This window comes from Levilactobacillus yiduensis (assembly GCF_024718525.1).
GTDB classification, from domain to species: Bacteria; Bacillota; Bacilli; order Lactobacillales; family Lactobacillaceae; genus Levilactobacillus; species Levilactobacillus yiduensis.
The window spans coordinates 42,974-65,457 of the sequence record NZ_JAMXAZ010000015.1 but is presented as its reverse complement, the minus strand read 5'-3'; the positions used below and the strand labels follow the sequence as shown (position 1 = coordinate 65,457).

The following is a 22,484-nucleotide window of genomic DNA, read 5'->3' as shown; positions in this document are numbered from 1 at the left end:
AAGCAAGATCAAAAGCCGTCAGTTTTTGAAAAACATGAAAACTGACGACTTTTTTGAAAGGTATGAATAATTCAGGATATACGTATAATCTAACGGGGTATCGGGAAAAACTTAGCTACATCCATGTCTCATATATACTTGTGCTCTCCCGCAATATACCCGCTCTCCCGTGCTCAAATGGTCAGGTGAATACTCCGACCATGCAAAAAGGCAATGCCCTCATCAGACATTGCCTTTGTATATTCTGCTAACTCCTTGGTGACGTTACTATCAAACCGCATGTGCACCCACACTAGCTTCTTCTTGCGGTCAAAAGTGATTTTTTCAATGAAACACTGGTAGATATACTTCAATGTATCCGTATCACGTCCCTGAACCACCTCAGCAATCAACTTGAGCAATTGCGTCACATTCTTCACTGACAGGCTAGAATCCGATTGTACATCGCGTTCCCGTAGCTCTCTTAGCTCTGACTCAAGCTCTACTTGATCACCCAGCAACTGATGAATTCTTGGCTCCAAGTCCGATTTCAAGGTTGGTTCCTCATCAATTGTCGACTGTAGTCGTCGCAACTTCTGGGTCAATGCTTCGATGTCACGCTGCTTGTTTACGATAATTTCATCTAATGACTTTCGTTGATTGGCTTCACTAGCCTTCATCCGTTGAACAACGACCTGTCCAACTTCTGGATTGCTCAGTACCATTCTTAGTTTCAGAGCAACCAACTTCTCTGCCTCATCGGCTCGAATGCTATTGGCGTGGCAAACAGCTGAACCCTTACTACGAAAGTTAGCACAGCTATAGTAGCGAATGCGCTTTTTCGTTCCATCCTTTAAAGTATTGGTTGTATTACTAGCTATCATCGCACCTCCACACTCTGGACAACGTAGTAGACCCGTCAAGACATTAGTTCCCAGGTGATTCCACTTAGGAGTGCGTTTCTGGACCTTCAAGCGTCGTTGTGTGCGTTCCCAGACATCTTGACTAATGATGGCCTCATGTTTGCCTTCAACCACGATAGGATGCTCGCTACGGCCCTTACGGCGCTTCAGCTCCCATTGCTCGTACTTTGCATATTGAATTTTCCCAACATATAAAGGATTATTCAAGATATCATGTACAGCCGTTGTAGAGAAGGCGTTATCGCGTTTAGTACGATACCCACGATGATTCAATTCATTAGCAATGGCTCGTAATCCGCGTTGCTGAATGTAGCTATCAAAGATGAAGCGAATGATGCTCGCCTCATCCTCGTTGACCGCAAGAATTTTAGTTCCATCTTCTGTTTTGACGTTGTCATAGCCGAGCACCCGATTGCCATTCTTGTAGCCTTCACGGGCCCGCTTTCGCATTCCTAAACGCACATTTTCAGCAGTCTCGTTTCTCTCGAATTCCGACACACTCGCCATCATTTGCAACATAAATTTACCGGAAGCCGTATCAATCTTGATGTTTTCGCTGATAGAATCAAATTCGATGTTGTGAGTCTGAAGTGTGTCCACAATTTCGAGCAGTAGTTTGACGTTACGTGCCAGCCGAGAATTTTTCCAAACCACAACACGGTCAAACTTATCTTCTTTAGCATCCACAATAAGCTGCTGAAGCTTTACCCGTTTCTTCAAGGACTTGCCAGAAATCCCTTTGTCAGCGTAAATCTGGGTTAGTTGCAACCCAGATCTTTGGCAATAGTCTTTAATGGTCTGAATTTGCGCATCAATTGAATACCCCCGTTCGGCTTGTTCCGTCGTTGATACCCGAACATAGGCAACTGCTCGTTCCTTAGTCGTATTCTCCAAATTCATTCTCTCCTTTCAGTAAATTATCAGTCGGCCAAGCAGCTAAGAAAATGCCTGTAACAAGCTTGCTTTCATCGAATTCAATACGACCAAGCAGCCTATTCCAGACCTCACCTTTCAGCGAATCATCGTTTTTGAAAGCCTGAATAACCTTTGCAATGGCCTGCTCTTGATTCTCAGCCTGTTGTCGAAATTGCTTAGTCGACCGCTCAATATCGCCCTTTTGCTTGATATACATTGCGGAAGAGATTTGACCCGCTTCAAGCTTACCTAGCAGCTCTTTTACATCTGGCAATACCCTTGAAGAATTATGCACAGATGACGCTTCTATCCCACGTGATATAGCCAATTTTAAACTCTTCACTTTTACTAACTGCTCTAACTGTCCCAAAACGAGTTGCTCAACCACTGTAGCTTTCACCGAGAATGTGTGCCCTTCTTGACGGCACGCATAGTAGCGAACGCGTTTTCCTCGACGTGTTACCGTGTTAACCAATAGTTTTTTTCTACAGATAGGACAAACTAGCTTGCCATGGAGCCACGACTCATTGTGCGTTTTAACTGCACCTCGCGCTTTTCGCTTTGCCTCTGCCTTCGCAAACAGCTTCTGTGAAATAATCGCCGGATAGTTGATGTCCTTCCCCGCGTAGCGTCCATTTCGTAAAATGCGTCCAACATGAGGCTGTTTTAAATTCATGCCAAAGTGATCATTACAAGCTATGGTCAGTAACCGATACCCTTCATCCATCGTGGTATATCGCTGGTAAAGCCAACGAACAACCTCAGCATCCACTGCTGATATGACTGCATGTTTACTGACTGCATCATACTTGTATCCAAACGCCACATTTTCCGAAAGAACTTCACCTTGTCGACGTTTTTCCTTTAGAGCATTACGCTGATTTTCGCGAGTCATCTCTCGTTCAAGCTCAGCAATGGCGCCATACGCGGATAATTGTAGCTTTCCAGTAGCCGTGTTAGTAAAAAAGTCCGACTCCATCTGACTTATGATTTGTACGCTGTTTATAACGCACATGTGTACAATAGTCAGCAATAGTCGCAGATTGCGTGCTAAGCGATTTAGGCGATACACCAGCAGAAATTTTACCTGCGGATTATCTAAGGCACTGAGAAGAAGGCTTAGTCCTTCACGTTTATCACTAGAACCAGAAGCAACATCAGTGAAAATGGCGCCGACCGCCAAGTTTCGTGTCGACGCCATTTCCTGAATAACCGCTTTTTGAGCTGCCAGTGAAAAACTATCAGGCCCAGTTTGATTAGTAGTGCTAACCCGGGTGTACCCGACAGCTAAGTCAGTCATCAGCGTTCCCTCTCTCATTATCCGTCGTTTCACGATGCCAGAGAACATGCTCTAACAGCACATTCGCCACCTCATCAGCAAACTCATCCAATCCAATAGTATCCTTAGCCATAGTACCTACTCTCCTGTCTCAATAATTTTTTAAGCGACCGTCAGCATCAAAGCTATTACGTAATATGAAATCGTTCTCCTCACTCGTTGGTACGAGAATTGAAATGAAAGTGACACGTTTGCCATCAACAATCTTTCGAATCGTATTGCGGCCAGGTTCTGACTGGATATAGCCCTTCTCCTTAAGACTTGCCGTCACAACCCGTTCGCTCTGTGCACCAAGCTCATCAGTCACAATTCGCGTATACTCTGAAGGATAAAGATTGACGTACATCTTTACCGGGTTAAACGTCATCGAGACGTTCCCAATCACGTGTGGCCCAGCTTGACCAACCCGCCCCTTTAGAAGTAACGAGCCTTGATTTGTCTTTAAATAATCCAAAAGACGAGCATAGACACGATCACCTAAATCGGTTCCCCAAGTTGCAGTGGTACTTTTAATCAATAACCGCATGATCTCTTGAACGTTAATGTTAATTTCAGGCCAAGTGATGTTGGCCAACTGGGCTGCAATTTCAACCACAGCTAGCTTAGTTGAAATACGATCCCGAAATTTTGAATCCGGCATCAATGACTTTACCTCGCTAACAGTCGCCGGAAACGCAGCCGTGAGGTTGGTTGCGTTGGTCAGAATCGCTTTGACGAAATCAGGAAAGAGCCAACCATAGTTATTTGCAACGACAGATTTAATCAACTCGGCTTCCTCACTAGATCTTGTCCATGTAATTCCCTCACATTCGATAACGCGCATGCGGAGGCCTTGGTTTTGGTCTGCCATGCCATCTAACAACCCCCGTTCTCCCGTACTGATTATGGTTGTCTGCCAGGACGCCGTTGAGCGCAAGGACATCGTCTTGGTTGCACGGGCCTTCTCAGTGCCCGAAGCCAAGTTATATATCGTTCCGGTAATATTTCGTCCCATATATCTAGAAAGCTCGTCCAGACCAAAAGGCACACCATTGTTACCGTTCAAACGTAAGGAAAGCGCATTGGCAGTCCCACTCCACGACTGAAATAGACTACCCTTCTGCATAGCACGATTGGCGCCAGCAGTGCTAAGTGCCAAAGCCAGCATTGTGCTCTTACCAGTTGAACTATCACCAACTACGGAAAAGAGGAGTGTTTCAAGATCTGGAAATTGCTGTGACAACGGGCGTAGCAACGGTGCAGTCAGACCGATTACAAGTGCTAGTTGCAACGGTATTGAATCGCTTACGGTATCCCACATCTTAAACCACTGTGTTCTGCTACCCTTAGGGGCTAGGTCCAATGCATCAGATTTAAGAAACCCTTTTCTTTGAGAGTCCTTACTTATTAACTGTTCTAATCCAAAGTCACCATCACTTAGCCAGCCGACGCCTTCATACACGGTATCCATTGGAATAAGCATACGTTGACCAATAAAGTATCGCAGGATGGCAACTTTATTGGCTGGCGTAATCCCAACTCCATAGGCCACCAATCCTTCAATATCTCGACCAGTAAGAACAGTGGCGGGGACTTCACGAATCTTAGTTACTCCACCTGGGCTACGGTATTGAAGCATGTAGCTTTGGATATCGGTCTCCAAGGATGAAATTCCTTGGGTCAATCCCATAGCAGGTGCTAGGTAGTGATATATTTTATCCTTGTCAGTATAACCAAGAGATGTGTCATTAAGGATAAATCCCTTAGGAACAGGGATATCCTTCCATGAAACTAGTTCATTGTTCATAAAACATCACTCCCTTCATCTTTAGGTGCTGGCATATTTGGCTTCCATTTGGCTTTGTACGGCTCTTTAGATGCTGCACAAACCCGATAAGTTCTCGTCTCGTCTAGAACCTTCTCCAGCCAACCATGGTGAACGGCTGAAGAGATTGCGCCATAAACTTGTCGTTCTGTGTATTTTTCCTTTTCGGCTTGTGTCACTAGTTCGGCCGTTGTCACGGTCTCACCGATACCATAAGCCCCCAAAAGAATCTGAACCCCTGGTAGCCCTAGCGGATGACTGACACGTTTCTTACGATAATCACCCAACTTACTTGCTGTTTTACTAGACATTTAAACATCCTCTTTTCAAACCTAGTCACACTACAAAGCACAACTAAGTTATAATTTCAAAAGGGATTCCTCCTTCTTGATGACACTCATATTACAGTCAATGAGCACCCAAAATTTATACCCGTCTATTCTTTTCAAAAACGCGGGTACTTTATAGATAGGAGATATTATGTCAGAAAATAATTTCGATCTAGATTCACATGATCTCGCAACTATTGCTATTGAAGCAGAGAAAATCTTAAAACACAGAAATTTAGGAAACACACAAACACTAAACAACGTCCATTCCGTCAAATCTAATTCACCTCTAGATAAGAAGGTCAAGGAGATTGTGGCAAGCACTCTATCCCTTCGGGACTACGAGGACTCAATATACCTATTCGAAGCTATTCCATGGCTAGCAGCGATTGCTACCTCCAATGCCCTAGCACGCAAGGTAGATAGCCGAAAAGAACCAGCCCTCAAAAATCGGTATGCTGTCCTCAAAAGTAAAAATGAGAGTTTAACAAAGATAGTCGATATCCAAAAAGAAAAATTCGGTTATGAAACTATTCATCACTCCCGGGCATATCACTATAGTCAAAATCTGATTCATGGGAACAAGAACATCGGCGAAAAAGTACTAGGCGAAATTGTTTCTACATTAAATGGTACATCATCTACATCTGACTACATGGAACAGACTGCTAACAGCATTGACTTATTGAATGTATTACTTGAACAATTTGCTGTCACAAATTCATTTAATGCTGTTAATAATATTTCATCAGTCTTGGACAAAGTCGAAACCGACGATTCCTTTTCCAATGTTCAATCTCTAAAGTTTGAAAACAGGTTCCCTTCTAATCTTGAAACTGAAATCAAAAATCTGATCCAGCAAATATACGCTGATCACCCATTCACGAAAGAAGGTATCGCCCTGTATCTAAAGCCTCTTCTAGTTCAAAGAGGGCTTTTAAGCACACATCCTACTAATAATTCTGTAGCCACTCCATCAACCTCCTCAACACAAAGAGACCCTTCCGCACTTGAGATACATCAAGACATTGAACTACTTGCCGGGATTCCGAACAAGCGGTTAGGCACTAATATGGTCATTAAGGTTATCGACAACTTTAATAAAATAAACTCCAAGCCTATAAAATCGTCACAACTAAAATCACGGATAGGCCCTTATAAAGGTATAACCGCTAAAAAAGCGTATATAACTATTAGTGACTTTCTAAATTACGATACAAATAACGCTAGTTTAGTTAAACATGTCGACGATGTAGACCAGATTGACGCTGCATCTGTCACTCAATTATTCGTCGCATTAGATACCTATCTTACCTGTGTCCTATTAAAAAACACTCAAGTAAAGACAACAACCTACCCTTTGCAAAGAGTCACCAATGCTCTGAAAAAATTCGATAATCAAATGGTTACAGGCACACTCGATGCATCCACGTTCTCGACGGAGTTATCCCAGGCCTTAACTGATGATTCCAATAAAATCATCGACTACTTTAAGCAATGGAACGAGAACTTTGCAGATTTACCGAATTCAGATTTGGATAAAATCAAAGAAACCGTTGCTAAAATACGGCCCATCATTAATCAACTCAATCAGGCAACCAATCATACTAGTGATTGGGAAAATATTATCAACAACTAATGTGATTGCCTTTGCGCTTCTTTATTTGCTAAATCAACCAATCTTACTAGCTCCGTAATAATGGCTGCGACCACTTTTAGGCCAATCCGCTGTAAAACAAACTTGTTCATCTTCATGAATTATCCCTCCTCAAACCAGACCAGACGTCCGCCTTTAAACAGTCCCATCAAGTAGAGCGTCTCTGATTCCAGGCCAACCAGTGAATACGCTATCAAGTCAGTACCAGCGATACCGTACACATATCCCACAACTCTCACTGGCAGAATCGAGCTACTATCCACCGGAAGCCAATCTGGATCCAACTCATCTCGTTCAAATAGCTCTGCCTCGCCAACTAACTCTTGCGGAGTTACCTTCTTATTCAGGTAACTTCCAGCCGCATAAGCCAAGGCTTGTTTCCACATCTGCTCGTCGATAATCATGGCTATTTGTCCCCCTTTGAATTTGAAAGGACTTGGATATGCCAGTCCTTACGCACCTTGGCTGCTAATGGATGTGCTGGTTTCCCGCTGCCATCGCAAAGCATCGCTAATTTTTTATCAAACCCCGCTTTCTTAAGACCATTTATGATGCTATATTGCCGTTTTTGAGCCATCACATTTTGATTAGTAAATGAACCTGTAGCCAAAATCACCTGCTTCACTTCATTGGCAGATAGTAAAATGACCTGATCGGTGACCGAATCTACCCCCCTCGTCATTAGCTTGGGATTTTCATTAATGCCTAGGGCTGAAAATAAGTTGACCATGACCACACCGTCAAATCCTAGTTGGCTCACATGATTGACAATCAGCATTGTTGTTAAATCCATGACTACACCATCACTACTACCCGGGAAGTTGGTAATGATCATAGCTAATTTCTTAGCCGGTTGATTCCACGTTATTTTCAATTCATACCGGTGAGTCTTTGCCTTGTTGAATTTTACCGTTCCTTCAAGCTTAAAATTTACAGGACTTGTCGTTGCTGATTCTGTCATAATTTCGTTCTCCTTTTTCTATGTTCCTATGATCCAGTGCACAAAAAATAGGGCCAATCGACGTTTCTGTACAACGTCGATTGGCCCTGAAATTATAATTACTATTTTAATTATTACTTGTGAAACCAGCCAAGATATGAGTAGCTACTAGACCACGAATTTTTGTAAGTGACCTTTCCTGACTTCTTCACTAACTTCATATGAGAATTCTTTTTTGTTAACGTACCACCATTTCGATACGTGCCTTTAATCTTGTAGGTACCAGCTCCCACTTTTTGATACTTCAAGCTTGACCAACTCTCCGCGGCCCAGCCTGGACGACCAATATTCATCGACTTGGATTTGATACGAAAGTGAATAGTAACCTTTGAACCACGATCGTTATAACTACGTTTCCAGTTACCCCTCAAAGCTTTGGGCGTTCCCTTATGCCATGTCGCGGCACTGGCCGTAGTTGATACCGTTCCGCCCACAAGAAACACGGTCATTGCTGTAACAGCCGCCTTACTAAATTTTCCCATCATCTTACCTCCAAATTAATAAGTATTAATAATGAATCCCAGCATTTAGAAAATCAGAACGGTCCAGTTCCATTCTCACGACGCGTATTCAGCATTCTAAGTGCTGAGCTTCGTTCTTCAGGAGAGTTTGTGTAATCGTTAGCGTAATTCTTCAACTCTTCATTGGTCAGTTGACTCAATCGTTTAAACCGTGCATCTATCTTCTGACTACGTTCATGATCTTGACTAAATGCCCATCGCGTCAAAAAAATGAATCCTGCCGCGACCCCAGCTCCTATTTTACCCCAACCTAAACCAAATTTGCTATGTGCAATCCAAACTCCCACGATAACAGCAATTAACAAAATAAATCCCATTACTTATTCCTCCTTTGCCTTACCTTCCTCATTTCGTCTCAAGACTTTGTACACCCACTTTTGTGAGTAGCCATACTTATGAGCCAATGCCATTTGATTGTGTCCATCAAACTCTTCTCTCACTTGTTGAGCGGCCAGCTTACGGTCGTACAGATGAATTGGGATACTCAGTTGGGTTCCCTTGTACTGAGCATGGATGCGCAACATAGCCTCTGTGCCAACTACTTCACTTAAGCTTCGGTAAAACTGGTGTAGGGCTTTAATCTCAACATCTTCGGCCATTAACTCGCCACCTCTCAATTGAAATTTTAGTTGATACTGGTTCTTTTCGTAACTGCTTAACGTCCTTACAAATGTACTTACACTTTCCTTGAATTCTGCACTAACTTCTTACCGACGATTGTCTCGAACCCAGCGCTCAGAATACCCGTATAGTCTAGCTAAATCTTTATTGCTGTCCCTTGATGCCTTTAAAATCGGTCGCAACTGCTTAGGGTTGTATAGCCGCATTGGTAGGCTGATTTGTGACCCTCGCCAATAGCCATAAATCTTCAGCATCTTCTCCTCACCCACTAAATCATTTAACTCTTGGTAAATTGGAAATAGAGCATCATAGACAACATTCTTGCTCATAATTCAACATCCTTTCTGTACACAAAAATGGGCCTAGTGTTAGATACACTAAGCCTTCATGATAATAATATATATTTGAAAACTTAGATAACTCATTTTCATTAGACCATTTATAAGGAAAAGTACGGGCTATTGTTCACTTGAATTGGCTTCCGAATTTTGTATACTGAGGATATCAAGTAGGAGGTCACACCATGAAAAAAGTAAAATCAATTGCACTGACGGCCATTACTGTTCTAGGACTTTCAGTTGCCGCACCATTAATTAGCCCGGCTCAAACTGCACAGGCATCCGCTTGGGAAATGAAATACATTGACGGATGGTATCGAGTGAAAATCAAGAAGACTACTAAAGTTAAACGCATCAAGTACGGAGCACTTGCCTATCAGAACAAGGTCACTGGTCATTACACCTTACACAAGGGTTCTATCGTTAAGACTACATACTCTGGTCATGAAGGCTTTGAATTTATTATAAAAAGTCCTCACAAATATAAAATGACCAGCAAGTATGGCTACAGTGCTCACTTCAAGAAGGGGTCATTTAAAGTCCTCAGCCATACTAACTAATGTATGCTTCAAAAAAGCCATCCAGCTTACGGATGGCTTTTATACTACACATATTCTAAGAACCGCACTACTTGTGATAAGGACTACCGTACCTGTCTAACAACGAGTAATCACAAGAAAAACCGCATCACTTATGATAAGGTGACCCCTCATTAATCATAAAAGCCCGATAAACCTGCTCCGTCAACACCAACCGCATCAACTGGTGCGGTAGCGTGAAGCGGCCAAACGAGATTTGGGTGTCGGCGCGCTTCAGGACGGCTGGGGTGAGGCCCAGGGAGCCACCAATGACGAACGTGATGTCTGAGTGGCCGTAGGTGGTCAAGTCCTTGATTTCCTTGGCAAACTCCTCTGACGAGCGTTCCTTGCCCAGGATGGCCAACGCATAGACGTATTCGCGGTCCTTGATCTTACTCAAGATGCGCTCGCCCTCCGCAGCCATGACCTGGTCCATTTCGGCCTGCGAGAGATTTTCTGGGGCCTTTTCATCGGGGACCTCGACGATTGAAAATTTGCAGAAACGCGACAATCGCTTGGCGTATTCCGCAATCCCCTGTTTAAAATACTTTTCCTTCAATTTACCCACGACCACGAATTTGATGTTCATAATTAGCCTCCTGTACACAGGTTGTCCACAAAGTTATCCACAGGTGCACAACCTGTTTTCCTAGATATAGGGGGTAAGTTCTGGGTGACCCCCCACATTTGATTTTTTGTAAAATGTCAATATAAAATTAGTTATCCACCGGTCACAGACGAAACGCCCGTTCGGTCTATCCGCTTACAAACCGCATGGTGACTGGCTTTCAGACGCAGAATCGAGTCATCAACTTTTTCTATCCACAGTTATCCTCACTGCCTGTGGATAACTTTTACACCGGTTCCATTGCCGGTCTCTTCCTGTTCATAACTTTTTCACTGTCTATTGTACCCTTTTATCCCCCAAGTTATCCACAGCTTTTTTCGCCGCCAGTTTTGGGCCTGAATTACCGCCAGGCGTCGCTCACTTTTCGTTCGTGAAAGTTACCAGCGGGGACGTTTTCATTTCCTCTAACGCCACCTTAAACTTCGGCTTTTCATCAAACAGCTTACCACAGCCAAAAAGCGCCCGCTGGAAAAATCCGCGGACGCTTTCATTTTCGTTAAATTATGACTCTGAGGTGGCTGACGTGCTACTCTGCAATTGTGAAGAGGTTTCCGTCAACTTGATGTTCCCGGTCTTCTTCTTCCCGTTGTGGTAGTAGGTCACGGAGACCGTATCATTTAATTTGTACTTGTACAGGATGTCTCGCAGCGTGGATTGATCCGAAATCTGGTGACCACCCAATGCCGTGATGACATCGTACTTGGTCAAGCCGGCCTTCTTCGCTGGTGACCCGGCGCTGGCGCTCATGACCACGACCCCGCTTTCCACACTAGATGGCAGCTTCAGGATCGACTTCTGTTGGGCGCTGGAAACGTTGGCCAAGTCCACGTACGTGATGCCTAACGCCGGCCGAACCACTTTCCCTTTCTTGACCAACTGATTGATGATGTTGACGACTTCGTTCGATGGAATGGCAAAGCCCATCCCCTCAACGCTCGTCCCTTCCGCATCACTGGCAATCTTGGACGACGTGATCCCGACGACTTGCCCGCCGACGTTAATCAACGCCCCACCGGAGTTACCGGGGTTAATGGCGGCATCGGTCTGGATGACCGTCGCGTTCCCCGTTTGCGTCCCGGAGGAGTTGGTCGTTTCAATCGTCCGCTTCTTGGCGGAGATAATGCCTTCCGTCAGCGAGGTCGCGTACTGGCTACCCAGTGGCGACCCGATGGCCAACGCGGTTTCACCGACCTTGACCTTGTCGGAGTTCCCAAATGACGCCACGGTCTTCAGATCCGCACCGTTGACCTTCAAGACGGCCAAGTCGGTGACGGAATCCTTCCCGACCAATTTGGCTTGGAGTTGCTTACCCGAGCTGGTCACGACGCGCAGGGCGGATGACCCGGACACCACGTGATTGTTGGTCACGATGTAGGCGGTGTTACCGCTCTTCTTGTAGACGACCCCCGACCCTTCGGAGGCTTCTTCCAGTTCAGATTTGGACTTCGAGCTCGAGCCAGAAGATTCCTGGCCGAACAACTGCCCTAAGGTGCTGTTACTGCTATTTTGCTTTTGTAAATTGATCACGGAGACCATGGCGCCCTTGACCTTATTGAAGGCCTTGGTCGATTGGCTAGACACGTTGACCGTCACGTTGGACGTTGACGCGTTGCCACTCTTATTACTGCCAGTCGGCACCGCCGTATCGTTGACACCACTGTTGTTGAGGTAAGTGATTCCGCCGTAAGCGGCACCCCCACCTAACAGGCCAGCGACCAGTGCGGTCACAGCCACCTTGGTTAAGGTCAGGCCGCCCCGCTTTTTTGGTTCCGGAGTAGGCGTTGGAGTTGGAGTTGCTTGGTTTTCGTCATTCAAATTATTATTTTGATTATTGTTGTTATCCATCACATTGCGCTAACGCGCGAACCCTCCCATTCATCGGTCAGTGGTCACAGCCACCGACCGGTCGTTTAATAGTTTTTATAGTAACGACTGAGTATGAATTTTTCTTGATGATTCGGTGCTGAAGTCCTAAAGTTTACCAAAACTTATACTGACGCGGACTATAGCGCGACTAAGGGGGTGGCCTCTTCTGGATTGGTGTCGATCAACTGAAAATCATGGCCCACACCAAAGTCGCGGTTCTCCATCATGGAGGCGACGGTCAGGTGGCACAGCGACTGCATGTTGTTGTGCAGACTGCGGTGGCCCAGGTAGATCTTCTTGGTCCGATTTCCCAAGACATCCATCAAGGCATCCGCGCCCTCTTCGTTAGACAAATGGCCCTTATCGCCCAGGATCCGTTGCTTCAGTGGCCAGGAATACTCGCCCATCCGCAGCATCTCGACGTCATGGTTACATTCCAACAGATAGGCGTCGGCGTCCTTGATGACCCCTTCGACGTGCTCGGAAACGTAGCCGGTGTCCGTCAAGATGACAAACGTTTTGCCATGATAGTGGATCGCGTAGAATTGGGGTTCCGCCGCATCGTGGGAAACAGAAAAGCTCTCGACGTCAATGTCGCCAAAGGTTTGGACCGTGTCCGGCGCAAAGATGTGCTTCTGGGCCAGGTCGACCTTACCAATCTTCCCCGCCATGGCGTCCCAGGTCCCGGCGTTGGCGTGGACGTTCAACTGCTCGTAGCGCCGCGCCAAGATGCCCACGGCCTGGCGGTGATCCGAGTGCTCGTGCGTCACTAGCAGGTCATTGACGTCTGACATATTGCGGTTGATGTCGCCCATTAATTTTTCAATTTTCTTGCCACTGAGTCCCGCGTCGATCATGATCCGTTCGTTGGGGCTCTCCACGTAGGCCACGTTACCCGTACTTCCGCTCGACAAGATGCTAATGCGCAAATCATCTGCTACTGCTGTATCCGTTCGCAAATCCAATTCGACCTCTCCTTAAATTCAATGATAGCTAAGGCAGGAATCTTCTGATTTCAATCAGGAGAGGAATGCCAGTCACTGTTTTTTTCGAATGTTCTTGGTAGGTTGGTTCTTGATATATTTTTCGACGATTTCTTTACTCATGTTACCCAAGGTACTCATGTAATAACTATTTGACCAGAGATGTCCGCCCCAGAGTTGTTGCTTGGTTTCGGGATGCTTCTCAAAAAACATCCGCGCAGAAGCGCCCTTAAATGCCTTGACAATATTTGTGGGTGCGTATTTAGGCTTGAAACTGATTAATAGGTGAACATGATCTGGCATGATTGCTATTGTTTCCACGGTGACCTCATTTAGTTGGGCAATTCGTGTCAAAATTTTCTTCATGTCAGACACCAGCGTTGGTGTCGTAAAAATAGGCTTTCGGTACTTTGTGACCCAAATTAGGTGAAAATGGAAATTGTAGACATAACCTCGTTCGTAAATTGCATCCAGTAACCGACTATCTTCTTTACTCATCTGCATCCTCCTATAAATTTATTTATAAGTGTATTCAGTATGTTCTGATTACCTTATATGATATCATAATTTCATAGTGAAAGGAGGAAGTGATTTGCGTAAAACGATGGCCCAGTTACCATATCATTACGGCGTAAAATTAAGAGTTTTTCCGTCGAATGAGCAGAAACGCTTGATTAAGCTGAATAGCGATGCTAGTCGATTTATTTACAACGAGATGAACGGCATGAACCGGGAGTTATTTGCGTTGCGCCAAGTTAAAACGCCTATTAAGCTAGTTCAAACACGGATTGAAACATTGAAGCAACGATTAAAGCACCCGGCTATTAACATTTCTAATATTCACGGTTGGTTGAATGACAAAGCGCTCGACAGCAACATGAAGGTCAATGCCATCAAGAATTATCGCACCGCCTGGAAGAATTTTCGTAAAGTTCATCAAGCGGGAACACCCGTGTTCCACAAGAAACGAACCGAACAAAAATATCAGACTTCCAATCACTATGCCAGTAAAGTTGAGACGCCCAATATGCTTAATGGCAGTATTCGCCTGCTAGATGACAAGCATATCCAGCTATCCAAGCTGGGAAGATTACGCTTTAAGGGAATGCCATCCAAATTGATCAAGCGTAAAGCTAAAATTCGTATTGGCACAACGACTATCTCCATGGACGCGACGGGCCGCTACTACATTTCCCTCCAGTTGGCATCTGACCAGCCATTTGTTAACTTAGTGACGTCCAAGTCTGGGGCAGCCATTGGCATTGATCTAAATACGGATAATTTTCTGACGGATTCCAGCGCCAATGTGATTGCTAACCCCAGATTCTACCGGTCAATCAAGGGTAAGTTGGCTAAGGCTCAGCGGACACTGTCTCGACGGGCAACGCGCGCTAAGAAAGCCCATCGCTCCTTGCGTGAATCTAAAAATTATCAGAAACAACGGCAACGGGTAGCTATTATTCAACGCAAGGTAGCTAATCGACGGAAAAACTTCTTACATCTTGTTTCGACAGCACTAATCAAGAACCACGATTTGGTTGTCGCCGAAGAGTTAAGAAGTAAAAATCTGTTACGCAACTATGCCCTGGCCATGAGTATTGCCGATGTCGGGTGGCGGACACTCTTAGGCATGCTGGCATATAAGGCCGATTTGTACAAACGTCAATTTGTGACCGTGGACCCACGAAATACCACGCAAATGTGTAGTACTTGCAGCTTTGTTATGGGTACTGAGGCAACTCAAAAATTGATTCTGACTGATCGCCAATGGACCTGTCCGCGATGTGCCGCTTACCACGTTCGTGACCATAACGCTGCTAAGAATATTTTAGCTAAGGGGTTAGTTACACTAACAGATTAGTAAAAGACATCGTCCGTCTGGCAACCTGCGGACATTAAAGGCTTTGTTAATTAGCCCGTAAGACCTGCATGCAGGCAATCGCTGTATCTAAGCAAATTGTGGTCGTAACATTTTAGGATGTTGTTCCCACAAACCTCTGACTTTAGTCAGGGGTGGTTGATTACCGTTATCATACCGCATTTCACCGGTCTTGTAACTAATATTAATCTGTTTGTATTGGCTGCCACCCTACCAGTATAAAAAGACGGCTCACGGCCGCCTCTGTGCTGCTATTTGATTATAAACGCTGTCAGATTAATCGCTGGTGCTCGACGTGCCACTCACCGTCTTCACGTTGCTATCATTGGTCAAGATGGCTCCGGTAAAGGCGTTGACGTGCTTGAGCTGCAAGACGCCGGCGTTGTTGCCGCTATTGGCCTTGACGGCGATGACCCAGGTCGGGATGTAGACGCTACTGTTCTTCAACGTGAAGTAGCGGGTATAGGCCAGCTTGGTCCAGACAATCTTGGTGTTGTTGGCAATCTGGTTATATTGGTACAGCCAGATCAACGCCTTGCGTTCTGAAATGGTCTCCGTCTTTTCCCGCAACGTGGCGACGTTGGCCAAATAGCCTTGCGTATAGCCCGTCACCTGGCCGTCATTGGTCAGGCTGAAGCGAATCTCGCCATACCGCGAATAAATCTGACCATCCGTCACGTGTTGCGTGTAGACTACGGTGTTACGGCTCGACAACTGCTGATTGTAATAGTAGTTCGTCCCATTTAAGATCAACGCACCGTTGTTGACCACGGTATCCAGCGTTTTGTCCGGATGCTTGGGGTCGACGCCGGTGATGGGGGTCTTAAACGTTGACGCAATCGTGCCATCCGTGTGGTACCGAACGGTTTGGTCGCTCAGGCTGGTCAAGCTACTCTTGATGCTATCGTCGTTGCTGGTGGAAATGTAGTAGCCCTCGCCAATCTTTTTGGACGGGGCACTGAAGGTAATGTCGTCCGCCCGCATTTCCTTGATGATGGTCGTATCGCTATCGGCCGAGCGGGCTGATGTGGTATCGGTCTCACCGGACGTATCGCGCTGAAAGGCGGCGAACAAGAAGATATCAATGACAATGAACGCGACTAGAAATAACCACTCGATGCGGCGAAAATCCATGCCAGACCGCCCTCCTTTTTGACCGGTTTATTGCTGCTTCAACAGTTGGTTATAGGTCTTCCACCCGGACCCCTGATAGTACACGTACCAGGTTGGCGTCAGGTTGACCACCTTATCCGAGGAGGACGAGGCCAGCCATTGATAACCCAACTGCACCCTGACGATTTTCTTTTGACTATACCCGGCCGCCGTCAGTTGGTCAATGACCCGCTGCGTGCTGGGAAGACTCTCGGCTTTTTTATCCGTGGGCACTGGCACTTGCAGGCTGTAAAGCGAGAAGTTGTAGCGCCGCACGCCTTGTGACAACATTTGGACCCGGGCCGCACCGTAGTTACTTTGATTGAAGATTGGGAACCCTTCAACAAAGCTCCGGTAGGTCACGGTCGAGTTGCTCTTGGTATACCCGTAGTAACGTAGGTTTTCCATGGGGATTCCGATCGATTTGACCGCGTTATAGCTCGCCGTGAGGGCCTGACTAAAGGTAAATGACGACTGTAGCGCGCTGTAGTCCTCGTACAAGGCCGTCCCCCGTTTGTTATAAACGGTCAACTGCCGCGAGGCGCCGTCGCTATAGATCGTGTTATCTTTATTCCGCTTGGCCGACACGTTGGTCGACTCACCCTTGTTCAACAAGCGCGTCGTGAAGTAATCCGTCGACTGCTGGTTGACCAAGTAACTGTAGGCCTGCACCGTCACGGTATTGGTGACGTACGGCATGGCCGACCAGTTCAACCACTGCATCTTGACGTTGATGCGGAAGAGATTTTCCTTTAGGATCTTGCGCATCGCCTTCAGATCACTCTTGCGCACGGTCACCCGGTAGACCTTTTGCCCACTGTCGTCCAGCAGGTAAAGGGCCTTGGTGTTGTCCAGGGGAATCATGATCCGCGAGAACTCGGTCGATAGCCGCGCCAGGCGACTGCCGAACACGGTATTGAACAATTTCACATTGACCGGTGCCGAGTACGATAGCAACAGGCTGTTCTTCATCGTCAGGTAGCGCATGTAGCTCGCCTGTGAACCGGTCCGCACCCGCCGAATGCCGCCCAGGTCCCATTTGGACAGGGCCTCACGTACCTCGGTCGTCAAGTTGACTTTCCGGTTGTTCAACAATTCCTGATTGCCGTTGACGTCAGTAGACACGACCTCCGTTGGCAGGTAAACATCCTTTTGTGGCCGGGTGTTGAGCTCGGTCGTCGGCGTATTCGAACTGCGCTGCCGACTGCGCTCATATTGCGCCGGGTTCGTCCAGATCATGGCCGATAACGCCACACTGACTGCCACGGCTAGGGTCAACCCCAGTGGTAGAAATGCTTTAGTTATCTTCATCCCAAAGATCCTCCTCATCGTACGGCTTATAAGGCAGGGAAATGTAGAACGTGGACCCGCGACCTTCGCGACTATCGACCCAGATTCGACCGCCCAGCATTTGGACGACTTCCTTGGAAATCGCTAAGCCCAGACCGGTACCACCCTGTGCCCGAGAACGGGCCTTATCAACGCGGTAGAAGCGGTCAAAGATTCGCGGAATATCTGCGCGCGGAATCCCCAACCCTTGGTCAGAGACGCTCAGGATCACGTTGTTGTGGGTCTCCAGTAAGCGGGCCGTCACGACGCCGCCGTCTGGTGAGTACTTGATGGCGTTATTCATCAGGTTATCCAAGACCTGCGTGAAGCGGTCCGTGTCGATTTCGACCCAGAGATCACGCTTGGTAAAGTCCCGCTTGATGGTGTACGTCTTTTCAGGCTTGTCGTCTTGCTTCAACATCATGTCAAAGCGGTCCAAGACATAGTTAAATAACTCGTTCAAATTGACCATTTCCAGGTCAACCTTTTGCGTCCCGGAATCCATTCGTGACAGTGTCAACAGGTCGTTGATCATCCGAATCATCCGGTCCGTTTCTTCCTGGGTGACCTTCAAGAAGCGTGGGGCCACCTCAGGATCCTTCCAAGCCCCTTCGGACAAGGATTCGATGTAGGCCCGCACACTGGTCAACGGCGTCCGCAATTCATGGGACACGTTGGACACGAATTCCTTGCGGTCCTGATCGATCTTCTGTTGTTCCGTGACGTCATGCAAGACACAGACCAACCCAGAAATAAAGCCAGATTCCCGTTGAATCAAGGAGAAGTAGGCTTGCAAGATCAGATCATGTTCGTCAGTCGAGAAGTCCAGAACCAAGTCGTCCGGATCTTCCAGCAATTCACGCAACGTATAGTCGTCCCGAATGTCTAGCAGGTCCAAAATCGACTTGCCCACCGCATCGTCCGGCTCATGGTCGAGGAAGCTGCTGGCTGTTTCGTTAATGATCGTCACGTTCCCGCGGCGGTCAGTCGCAATGACACCATCGGTCATGTGCGCCATGACGGAATCTAGCCGCCGGCGCTCGGACTCAGTGGACTCCTGCGCCTCTTCCACCCGCACAGACAGGTTGTTGACGGCACTGGCCAGTTGTCCCAGCTCATCGTTGCCGTAAACGTGGACGTGCCCAGAGTAATCCCCACGGGCGATGCGCAGCGTTTGTTTCTTCATTTCATCGATTGGCCGGGTTATTGCCCGGGAAATAATGATGGCCATGACCAGTCCCAAAATGATGGCCACAAACATCGCGGAGACGTAGATCAGCGTGATCTGGTTGATGTTTTGGTAGACTGAGTCTAGGCTTGAGCGCATGTAAATAACCCCGACCAACTCGCTGTTATTTCCCTGCGTGCGAATCAGCCGCGTGATCGTGGTGTAGTAGCGACTGTTGTTCTGCGAATTATAGGTCGTCCGCACCACGTCTCGGTTATTGTAGATGGCGTTCTTGATATTGTTATCCGTGGTTTTTTGGCCCACGATTCCTTGGTTATCGACCTCGTTGGTTCCCCGAATGGTCCCCTTGTTGTCGATCACCCGAATCTGGGCGTTATTGGTGTTGTTGATCTCAGACAGCGTTGACTTGATCTGCTTATCACTCTTCGTGGTATTGGTCGTCGTCAACTCGTCAGACAAGCGATTCACAATGTAGGTCTGCACGACCTGTTGGGCTTTAAACGTATTTAGGTTTTGCCGCTCCAACTGGCGGACAAAGACGGCGCCAACGATCTCCAGCGTTAAAAGTAGGAGTAGCGCGAAGACCAGCGCGATTTTAAAGTGAATCGACTGGAAAAATTTTATTTTACTATTCACGAAGTCACATACTCCTCAATGCGAGATTTAGCGTTGCCGCTAGCTTAAGCCTGGTCGGAATCTGGGTTGCGCAGGTAGTACCCGACACCCCGCCGCGTCACCAACCACGTTGGATGGCTAGGCGCGTCTTCAATCTTTTCACGCAGGCGCCGAACCGTCACGTCGACCGTCCGGACATCACCGAAGTAGTCATAGCCCCAGACCGTTTGTAACAAGTGTTCCCGGGTCATGACTTGGCCAATGTGTTGGGCCAGGTAGTGCAAGAGCTCAAATTCCCGGTGGGTCAACTCAATGTTGGCGCCCCGTTTGGAGACAGAATAGGCCTCTGGATGAATCGTCAGATCACCGATCTCAATGTCTTGGTTCTCTGGTTCCTCGGGTTGGGCGTGTGCTGCGGTATTTTGCCGCCGCAAGTTGGCCTTGACCCGGGCTACCAGTTCACGGTTCGAGAAGGGTTTCGTGACGTAATCATCGGCCCCTAATTCCAGACCCAAGACCTTGTCTAATTCGGAATCCTTGGCCGTTACCATGATAATTGGCATGTCATGCTTCTTGCGAATCTCCCGGGCAACTTCCAGCCCATCGACTTTAGGCAACATGAGATCCAAGATCACCAGGTCGGGGTTTCCCTCTTCGACCTGCTGAATGGCGGCTTCACCGTCGTAGGCCACATCAACTTCGTAGCCCTCTTTTTCTAAATTAAACTTCATAATATCAGTAATCGGCTTTTCATCATCGACAACGAGAATTTTCTTAGGCATAGTAAAAATTTCCTCCTTAAGGGAAATACAAGCGAATCCGGTAATTGCAGGATTACCGGCAGGCCGGCCATTGGGTGTCAATTTACCACCGTCAATGGGGCCACTCCAGTTAGTGTTTTCAGTTTTATTTCATCGTTTAAAGTCAAGGAATAGTGGGGCCCGTTTTGCTGGCGCCCCGTGGTTCTCAGGGACGTTGCCCGGCCTGATAAGGTTCCAGTGCCGTTTAGAGCAACGCTACCTGAATTATAACACATCATGAAGTTTCTTTCAGTCCTAGTCTATCAAGGATTTAAGGTTGTTTTAACTTGATATTTCCCGGGAAATATTGGTATTTCCTGAACAAAATATTGAAATATGCCTATTATCGTAGGCTGTTTTCATGAAAAATCGGGCCTGGCTCCCAGGCTTTTTGGGATTCTTACATTTTGACGGCAGTTTTTTTGCAATTGCGTAACGTGATTTTAACGATATTTTTTTAAGCCGGTGGTCAAGTCATTGCTGCCCCGGTGAGACGGTGAGCCGTTATTTTGACGAGTGCCGGCTAATTGTTTTGGTTCTGGCGTAGCTGGAGGCAGTTTATTTTCCAAAAATTTTCATTGCATAGCTTTTTCTCACACCGAACTGAGGGAGAATCCGTCAAATCTGTCGGCAAAACCCATCATCGAGCGAAATTTCAAAAAAATTTCGGTTTTTTTGGTTCCACTGTCTCGCAGTGAGGGCTGATTGGCCCTGATTTTGGCTTTTTTTCAAAAAAAGCGAAAAAATTTTTGTCCGGCACAAAAATAATGATAATCCGCGTTAAACCGGGATTTTAGGTTCCAGGTTTTTGATAAAATACCCAGTTTTTTTGAATAAAAATCAACTTTTTTCGCAAAAGGGGTTGCGCACCCCCCGTCCGCATGATATGATAGTTCTCGTTGATATGGAAGACATACAACAACTTAATCACATGGGCAGTTAGCTCAGCTGGCAGAGCAACGGACTCTTAATCCGTGGGTCCAGGGTTCGATCCCCTGACTGCCCATCACTTACTAATCAGCTTTCACGAAGTTAACTTCGTGGTTGCTGATTTTTTTGTATCATTAGGTAATAAATATCCGCTACATTTAATATCTATTCATAACGGGCCGCGACGATTTTGCGCCCAGCTAACTGCTATCTATAGAAGAAACGCTACGGAAACTTTGTCGAGGTGAGTCGTTTTGGAACAGAAACAGCAGAAGAATCGCATGTCTTATCGGGTCGTCGCGTTAATTATTGGACTAGTGTTAAATGCGTTTGGTAACGCCTTGAGCGTCGCCGCCAACGCCGGGAGTGGTATCTGGACCGCGGCGGCCGTCAACATCGCCTACTGGATTCACGGCAACGTGGGGGTCATCCTCCTGATTGTGGGGGTCTGCAGCGCGCTGTTGAATCAGGTGTTGATCCATCAAGTCGATATTCCCCGCTTTGTGGGCGAAGTCGTCTTCATTTCTTGTTTCAGCTACTTTATTGATATTTTTGTGGCGATGTTTACCAAATGGGGAATTCCCACGCTGGGTCTCGGGTGGCGCATGCTCCTCAGCATCTTGGGTGTCACGATCTTTGCCTGTTCGATTTCAATTTATCAACGGGCCAACCTCATCATGCATCCCAACGATGACACGTCCAACATCCTACGTTTCATGTACCTGGGCGGCCGGGCCACGGCCTCGCAGTTCGTGGACTTCATCCCGCCAATCGTGATGATCGCCATCTGCTACTTCTTTACCCGGCAGATTTACTCCGTCAACGTCGGCACGCTGTACTCCATTCTCTTCAATGGGGTCATCATCGCCGCATCGGACAAGCACATTATGCCTCACCTGTACCACAATTTCCGGGTCTCACATTAACCGAATTATAACCGGCATTCTCACGACGAGGATGCCGGTTTTTTTAGTGAAAGTGGTGTCAAAATTAAATTTGTGAGCGGCTGTATCCCTTGGTATGACTGGCGTTTACACTATGAAATTATTTATAAGCAATTTCACTAGCTTTCTGCGTAAAAATCCCGTATTCTAGCAAAATAAGGGAGG

At 46.8% G+C, this 22,484-nt stretch carries 22 protein-coding genes and 1 tRNA gene; 5 read left to right on the top strand and 18 right to left on the bottom strand.

What is annotated here, in order from left to right:
- Positions 1-173 precede the first annotated feature (173 nt).
- From NGM66_RS09380 to NGM66_RS09365, 4 genes are all read right to left on the bottom strand, one after another.
- Positions 174-1,796: a recombinase family protein gene (locus NGM66_RS09380; RefSeq protein ID WP_258115575.1), complete on the bottom strand. Its 1,623-nt coding sequence runs from the start codon at positions 1,794-1,796 to the stop codon at positions 174-176.
- Positions 1,780-3,117 carry a recombinase family protein gene (locus tag NGM66_RS09375; protein ID WP_208907222.1) on the bottom strand — a complete coding sequence of 446 codons (1,338 nt, stop codon included), beginning with the start codon at positions 3,115-3,117 and terminating at the stop codon, positions 1,780-1,782. Before NGM66_RS09375 ends, NGM66_RS09380 begins: the two co-directional genes overlap by 17 nt.
- A 130-nt stretch (positions 3,118-3,247) precedes the next feature.
- Entirely contained in the window at positions 3,248-4,942 is a 1,695-nt protein-coding gene (locus NGM66_RS09370) for a DUF927 domain-containing protein (protein WP_208907221.1), read from the bottom strand.
- A complete protein-coding gene (locus tag NGM66_RS09365) occupies positions 4,939-5,271 on the bottom strand; it encodes a hypothetical protein (protein ID WP_208907220.1) in 333 nt (110 codons plus the stop codon). The genes NGM66_RS09370 and NGM66_RS09365 overlap by 4 nt, the downstream gene beginning before the upstream one ends.
- Before the next feature lie 169 nt (positions 5,272-5,440).
- Here NGM66_RS09365 and NGM66_RS09360 point away from each other — a divergent pair, with 169 nt between their 5' ends.
- Positions 5,441-6,928 (top strand): hypothetical protein, encoded by a 1,488-nt coding sequence (locus NGM66_RS09360; protein WP_258115574.1) that lies wholly within the window; start codon positions 5,441-5,443, stop codon positions 6,926-6,928.
- Positions 6,929-7,047: 119 nt separating this feature from the next.
- On the opposite strand, the gene NGM66_RS09355 is transcribed toward NGM66_RS09360, so the two are convergent.
- From NGM66_RS09355 to NGM66_RS09330, 6 genes are all read right to left on the bottom strand, one after another.
- Entirely contained in the window at positions 7,048-7,350 is a 303-nt protein-coding gene (locus NGM66_RS09355; protein WP_208907216.1) for a hypothetical protein, read from the bottom strand.
- A 2-nt stretch (positions 7,351-7,352) separates the two neighbouring features.
- Positions 7,353-7,907 carry a DUF1643 domain-containing protein gene (locus NGM66_RS09350; protein ID WP_208907215.1) on the bottom strand — a complete coding sequence of 185 codons (555 nt, stop codon included), beginning with the start codon at positions 7,905-7,907 and terminating at the stop codon, positions 7,353-7,355.
- A 113-nt stretch (positions 7,908-8,020) separates the two neighbouring features.
- Positions 8,021-8,428 carry a hypothetical protein gene (locus tag NGM66_RS09345; protein ID WP_258115573.1) on the bottom strand — a complete coding sequence of 136 codons (408 nt, stop codon included), beginning with the start codon at positions 8,426-8,428 and terminating at the stop codon, positions 8,021-8,023.
- Between the two features lie 53 nt (positions 8,429-8,481).
- Positions 8,482-8,784: a hypothetical protein gene (locus NGM66_RS09340; RefSeq protein WP_208907213.1), complete on the bottom strand. Its 303-nt coding sequence runs from the start codon at positions 8,782-8,784 to the stop codon at positions 8,482-8,484.
- A 3-nt stretch (positions 8,785-8,787) separates the two neighbouring features.
- The gene (locus tag NGM66_RS09335) at positions 8,788-9,066 is read right to left on the bottom strand and encodes a Mor transcription activator family protein (RefSeq protein WP_208907212.1); all 279 of its coding nucleotides are present in this window, start codon (positions 9,064-9,066) and stop codon (positions 8,788-8,790) included.
- Positions 9,067-9,174: 108 nt separating this feature from the next.
- Positions 9,175-9,417, bottom strand: coding sequence for a Mor transcription activator family protein (locus NGM66_RS09330; RefSeq protein ID WP_208907211.1), 243 nt, complete (start codon positions 9,415-9,417; stop codon positions 9,175-9,177).
- A gap of 194 nt (positions 9,418-9,611) precedes the next feature.
- Here NGM66_RS09330 and NGM66_RS09325 point away from each other — a divergent pair, with 194 nt between their 5' ends.
- Positions 9,612-9,986 (top strand): hypothetical protein, encoded by a 375-nt coding sequence (locus NGM66_RS09325; protein ID WP_208907210.1) that lies wholly within the window; start codon positions 9,612-9,614, stop codon positions 9,984-9,986.
- Positions 9,987-10,113: 127 nt separating this feature from the next.
- On the opposite strand, the gene rlmH is transcribed toward NGM66_RS09325, so the two are convergent.
- The 4 genes from rlmH to tnpA form a co-directional block, all read right to left on the bottom strand.
- Entirely contained in the window at positions 10,114-10,593 is a 480-nt protein-coding gene (rlmH, locus tag NGM66_RS09320) for a 23S rRNA (pseudouridine(1915)-N(3))-methyltransferase RlmH (RefSeq protein ID WP_125573817.1), read from the bottom strand.
- Positions 10,594-11,133: 540 nt separating this feature from the next.
- Entirely contained in the window at positions 11,134-12,477 is a 1,344-nt protein-coding gene (locus NGM66_RS09315) for a S1C family serine protease (protein WP_245155272.1), read from the bottom strand.
- 158 nt (positions 12,478-12,635) lie between these two features.
- Positions 12,636-13,463 carry an MBL fold metallo-hydrolase gene (locus tag NGM66_RS09310; protein WP_258115569.1) on the bottom strand — a complete coding sequence of 276 codons (828 nt, stop codon included), beginning with the start codon at positions 13,461-13,463 and terminating at the stop codon, positions 12,636-12,638.
- Positions 13,464-13,535: 72 nt separating this feature from the next.
- Positions 13,536-13,979, bottom strand: a complete 444-nt coding sequence (gene tnpA / locus NGM66_RS09305; protein WP_208907208.1) for an IS200/IS605 family transposase — start codon at positions 13,977-13,979, stop codon at positions 13,536-13,538.
- A 106-nt stretch (positions 13,980-14,085) separates the two neighbouring features.
- On the opposite strand from tnpA, the gene NGM66_RS09300 reads away from it, so the two are divergent.
- A complete protein-coding gene (locus NGM66_RS09300; RefSeq protein WP_208910930.1) occupies positions 14,086-15,342 on the top strand; it encodes an RNA-guided endonuclease InsQ/TnpB family protein in 1,257 nt (418 codons plus the stop codon).
- A 294-nt stretch (positions 15,343-15,636) separates the two neighbouring features.
- Here the strand turns inward: NGM66_RS09300 and NGM66_RS09295 are convergent, their stop codons facing one another.
- From NGM66_RS09295 to yycF, 4 genes are read right to left on the bottom strand one after another with little or no spacing between them, the layout of a single operon-like run.
- The gene (locus tag NGM66_RS09295) at positions 15,637-16,494 is read right to left on the bottom strand and encodes a two-component system regulatory protein YycI (protein WP_208907207.1); all 858 of its coding nucleotides are present in this window, start codon (positions 16,492-16,494) and stop codon (positions 15,637-15,639) included.
- 27 nt (positions 16,495-16,521) lie between these two features.
- Positions 16,522-17,823, bottom strand: coding sequence for a YycH family regulatory protein (locus NGM66_RS09290; RefSeq protein WP_258115568.1), 1,302 nt, complete (start codon positions 17,821-17,823; stop codon positions 16,522-16,524).
- Positions 17,810-19,666: a cell wall metabolism sensor histidine kinase WalK gene (gene walK / locus NGM66_RS09285; protein WP_208907205.1), complete on the bottom strand. Its 1,857-nt coding sequence runs from the start codon at positions 19,664-19,666 to the stop codon at positions 17,810-17,812. Before walK ends, NGM66_RS09290 begins: the two co-directional genes overlap by 14 nt.
- A 44-nt stretch (positions 19,667-19,710) precedes the next feature.
- Positions 19,711-20,427 (bottom strand): response regulator YycF, encoded by a 717-nt coding sequence (gene yycF / locus NGM66_RS09280; protein WP_048733642.1) that lies wholly within the window; start codon positions 20,425-20,427, stop codon positions 19,711-19,713.
- Between the two features lie 951 nt (positions 20,428-21,378).
- On the opposite strand from yycF, the gene NGM66_RS09275 reads away from it, so the two are divergent.
- Positions 21,379-21,451: transfer RNA gene (locus tag NGM66_RS09275), tRNA-Lys, on the top strand.
- A 178-nt stretch (positions 21,452-21,629) separates the two neighbouring features.
- Entirely contained in the window at positions 21,630-22,301 is a 672-nt protein-coding gene (locus NGM66_RS09270) for a DUF6198 family protein (protein ID WP_245155271.1), read from the top strand.
- The last annotated feature ends 183 nt before the right edge of the window (positions 22,302-22,484 follow it).

What these genes read in the sequence shown, in the direction of transcription:
- NGM66_RS09375 (WP_208907222.1), bottom strand. Translation starts at nt 3,117, where the DNA reads ATGACTGACTTAGCTGTCGGGTACACCCGGGTTAGCACTACTAATCAA.
- NGM66_RS09370 (WP_208907221.1), bottom strand. Translation starts at nt 4,942, where the DNA reads ATGAACAATGAACTAGTTTCATGGAAGGATATCCCTGTTCCTAAGGGA.
- NGM66_RS09365 (WP_208907220.1), bottom strand. Translation starts at nt 5,271, where the DNA reads ATGTCTAGTAAAACAGCAAGTAAGTTGGGTGATTATCGTAAGAAACGT.
- NGM66_RS09360 (WP_258115574.1), top strand. Translation starts at nt 5,441, where the DNA reads ATGTCAGAAAATAATTTCGATCTAGATTCACATGATCTCGCAACTATT.
- NGM66_RS09355 (WP_208907216.1), bottom strand. Translation starts at nt 7,350, where the DNA reads ATGATTATCGACGAGCAGATGTGGAAACAAGCCTTGGCTTATGCGGCT.
- NGM66_RS09350 (WP_208907215.1), bottom strand. Translation starts at nt 7,907, where the DNA reads ATGACAGAATCAGCAACGACAAGTCCTGTAAATTTTAAGCTTGAAGGA.
- NGM66_RS09345 (WP_258115573.1), bottom strand. Translation starts at nt 8,428, where the DNA reads ATGGGAAAATTTAGTAAGGCGGCTGTTACAGCAATGACCGTGTTTCTT.
- NGM66_RS09340 (WP_208907213.1), bottom strand. Translation starts at nt 8,784, where the DNA reads ATGGGATTTATTTTGTTAATTGCTGTTATCGTGGGAGTTTGGATTGCA.
- NGM66_RS09335 (WP_208907212.1), bottom strand. Translation starts at nt 9,066, where the DNA reads ATGGCCGAAGATGTTGAGATTAAAGCCCTACACCAGTTTTACCGAAGC.
- NGM66_RS09330 (WP_208907211.1), bottom strand. Translation starts at nt 9,417, where the DNA reads ATGAGCAAGAATGTTGTCTATGATGCTCTATTTCCAATTTACCAAGAG.
- NGM66_RS09325 (WP_208907210.1), top strand. Translation starts at nt 9,612, where the DNA reads ATGAAAAAAGTAAAATCAATTGCACTGACGGCCATTACTGTTCTAGGA.
- rlmH (WP_125573817.1), bottom strand. Translation starts at nt 10,593, where the DNA reads ATGAACATCAAATTCGTGGTCGTGGGTAAATTGAAGGAAAAGTATTTT.
- NGM66_RS09315 (WP_245155272.1), bottom strand. Translation starts at nt 12,477, where the DNA reads ATGGATAACAACAATAATCAAAATAATAATTTGAATGACGAAAACCAA.
- tnpA (WP_208907208.1), bottom strand. Translation starts at nt 13,979, where the DNA reads ATGAGTAAAGAAGATAGTCGGTTACTGGATGCAATTTACGAACGAGGT.
- NGM66_RS09300 (WP_208910930.1), top strand. Translation starts at nt 14,086, where the DNA reads ATGGCCCAGTTACCATATCATTACGGCGTAAAATTAAGAGTTTTTCCG.
- NGM66_RS09295 (WP_208907207.1), bottom strand. Translation starts at nt 16,494, where the DNA reads ATGGATTTTCGCCGCATCGAGTGGTTATTTCTAGTCGCGTTCATTGTC.
- NGM66_RS09290 (WP_258115568.1), bottom strand. Translation starts at nt 17,823, where the DNA reads ATGAAGATAACTAAAGCATTTCTACCACTGGGGTTGACCCTAGCCGTG.
- yycF (WP_048733642.1), bottom strand. Translation starts at nt 20,427, where the DNA reads ATGCCTAAGAAAATTCTCGTTGTCGATGATGAAAAGCCGATTACTGAT.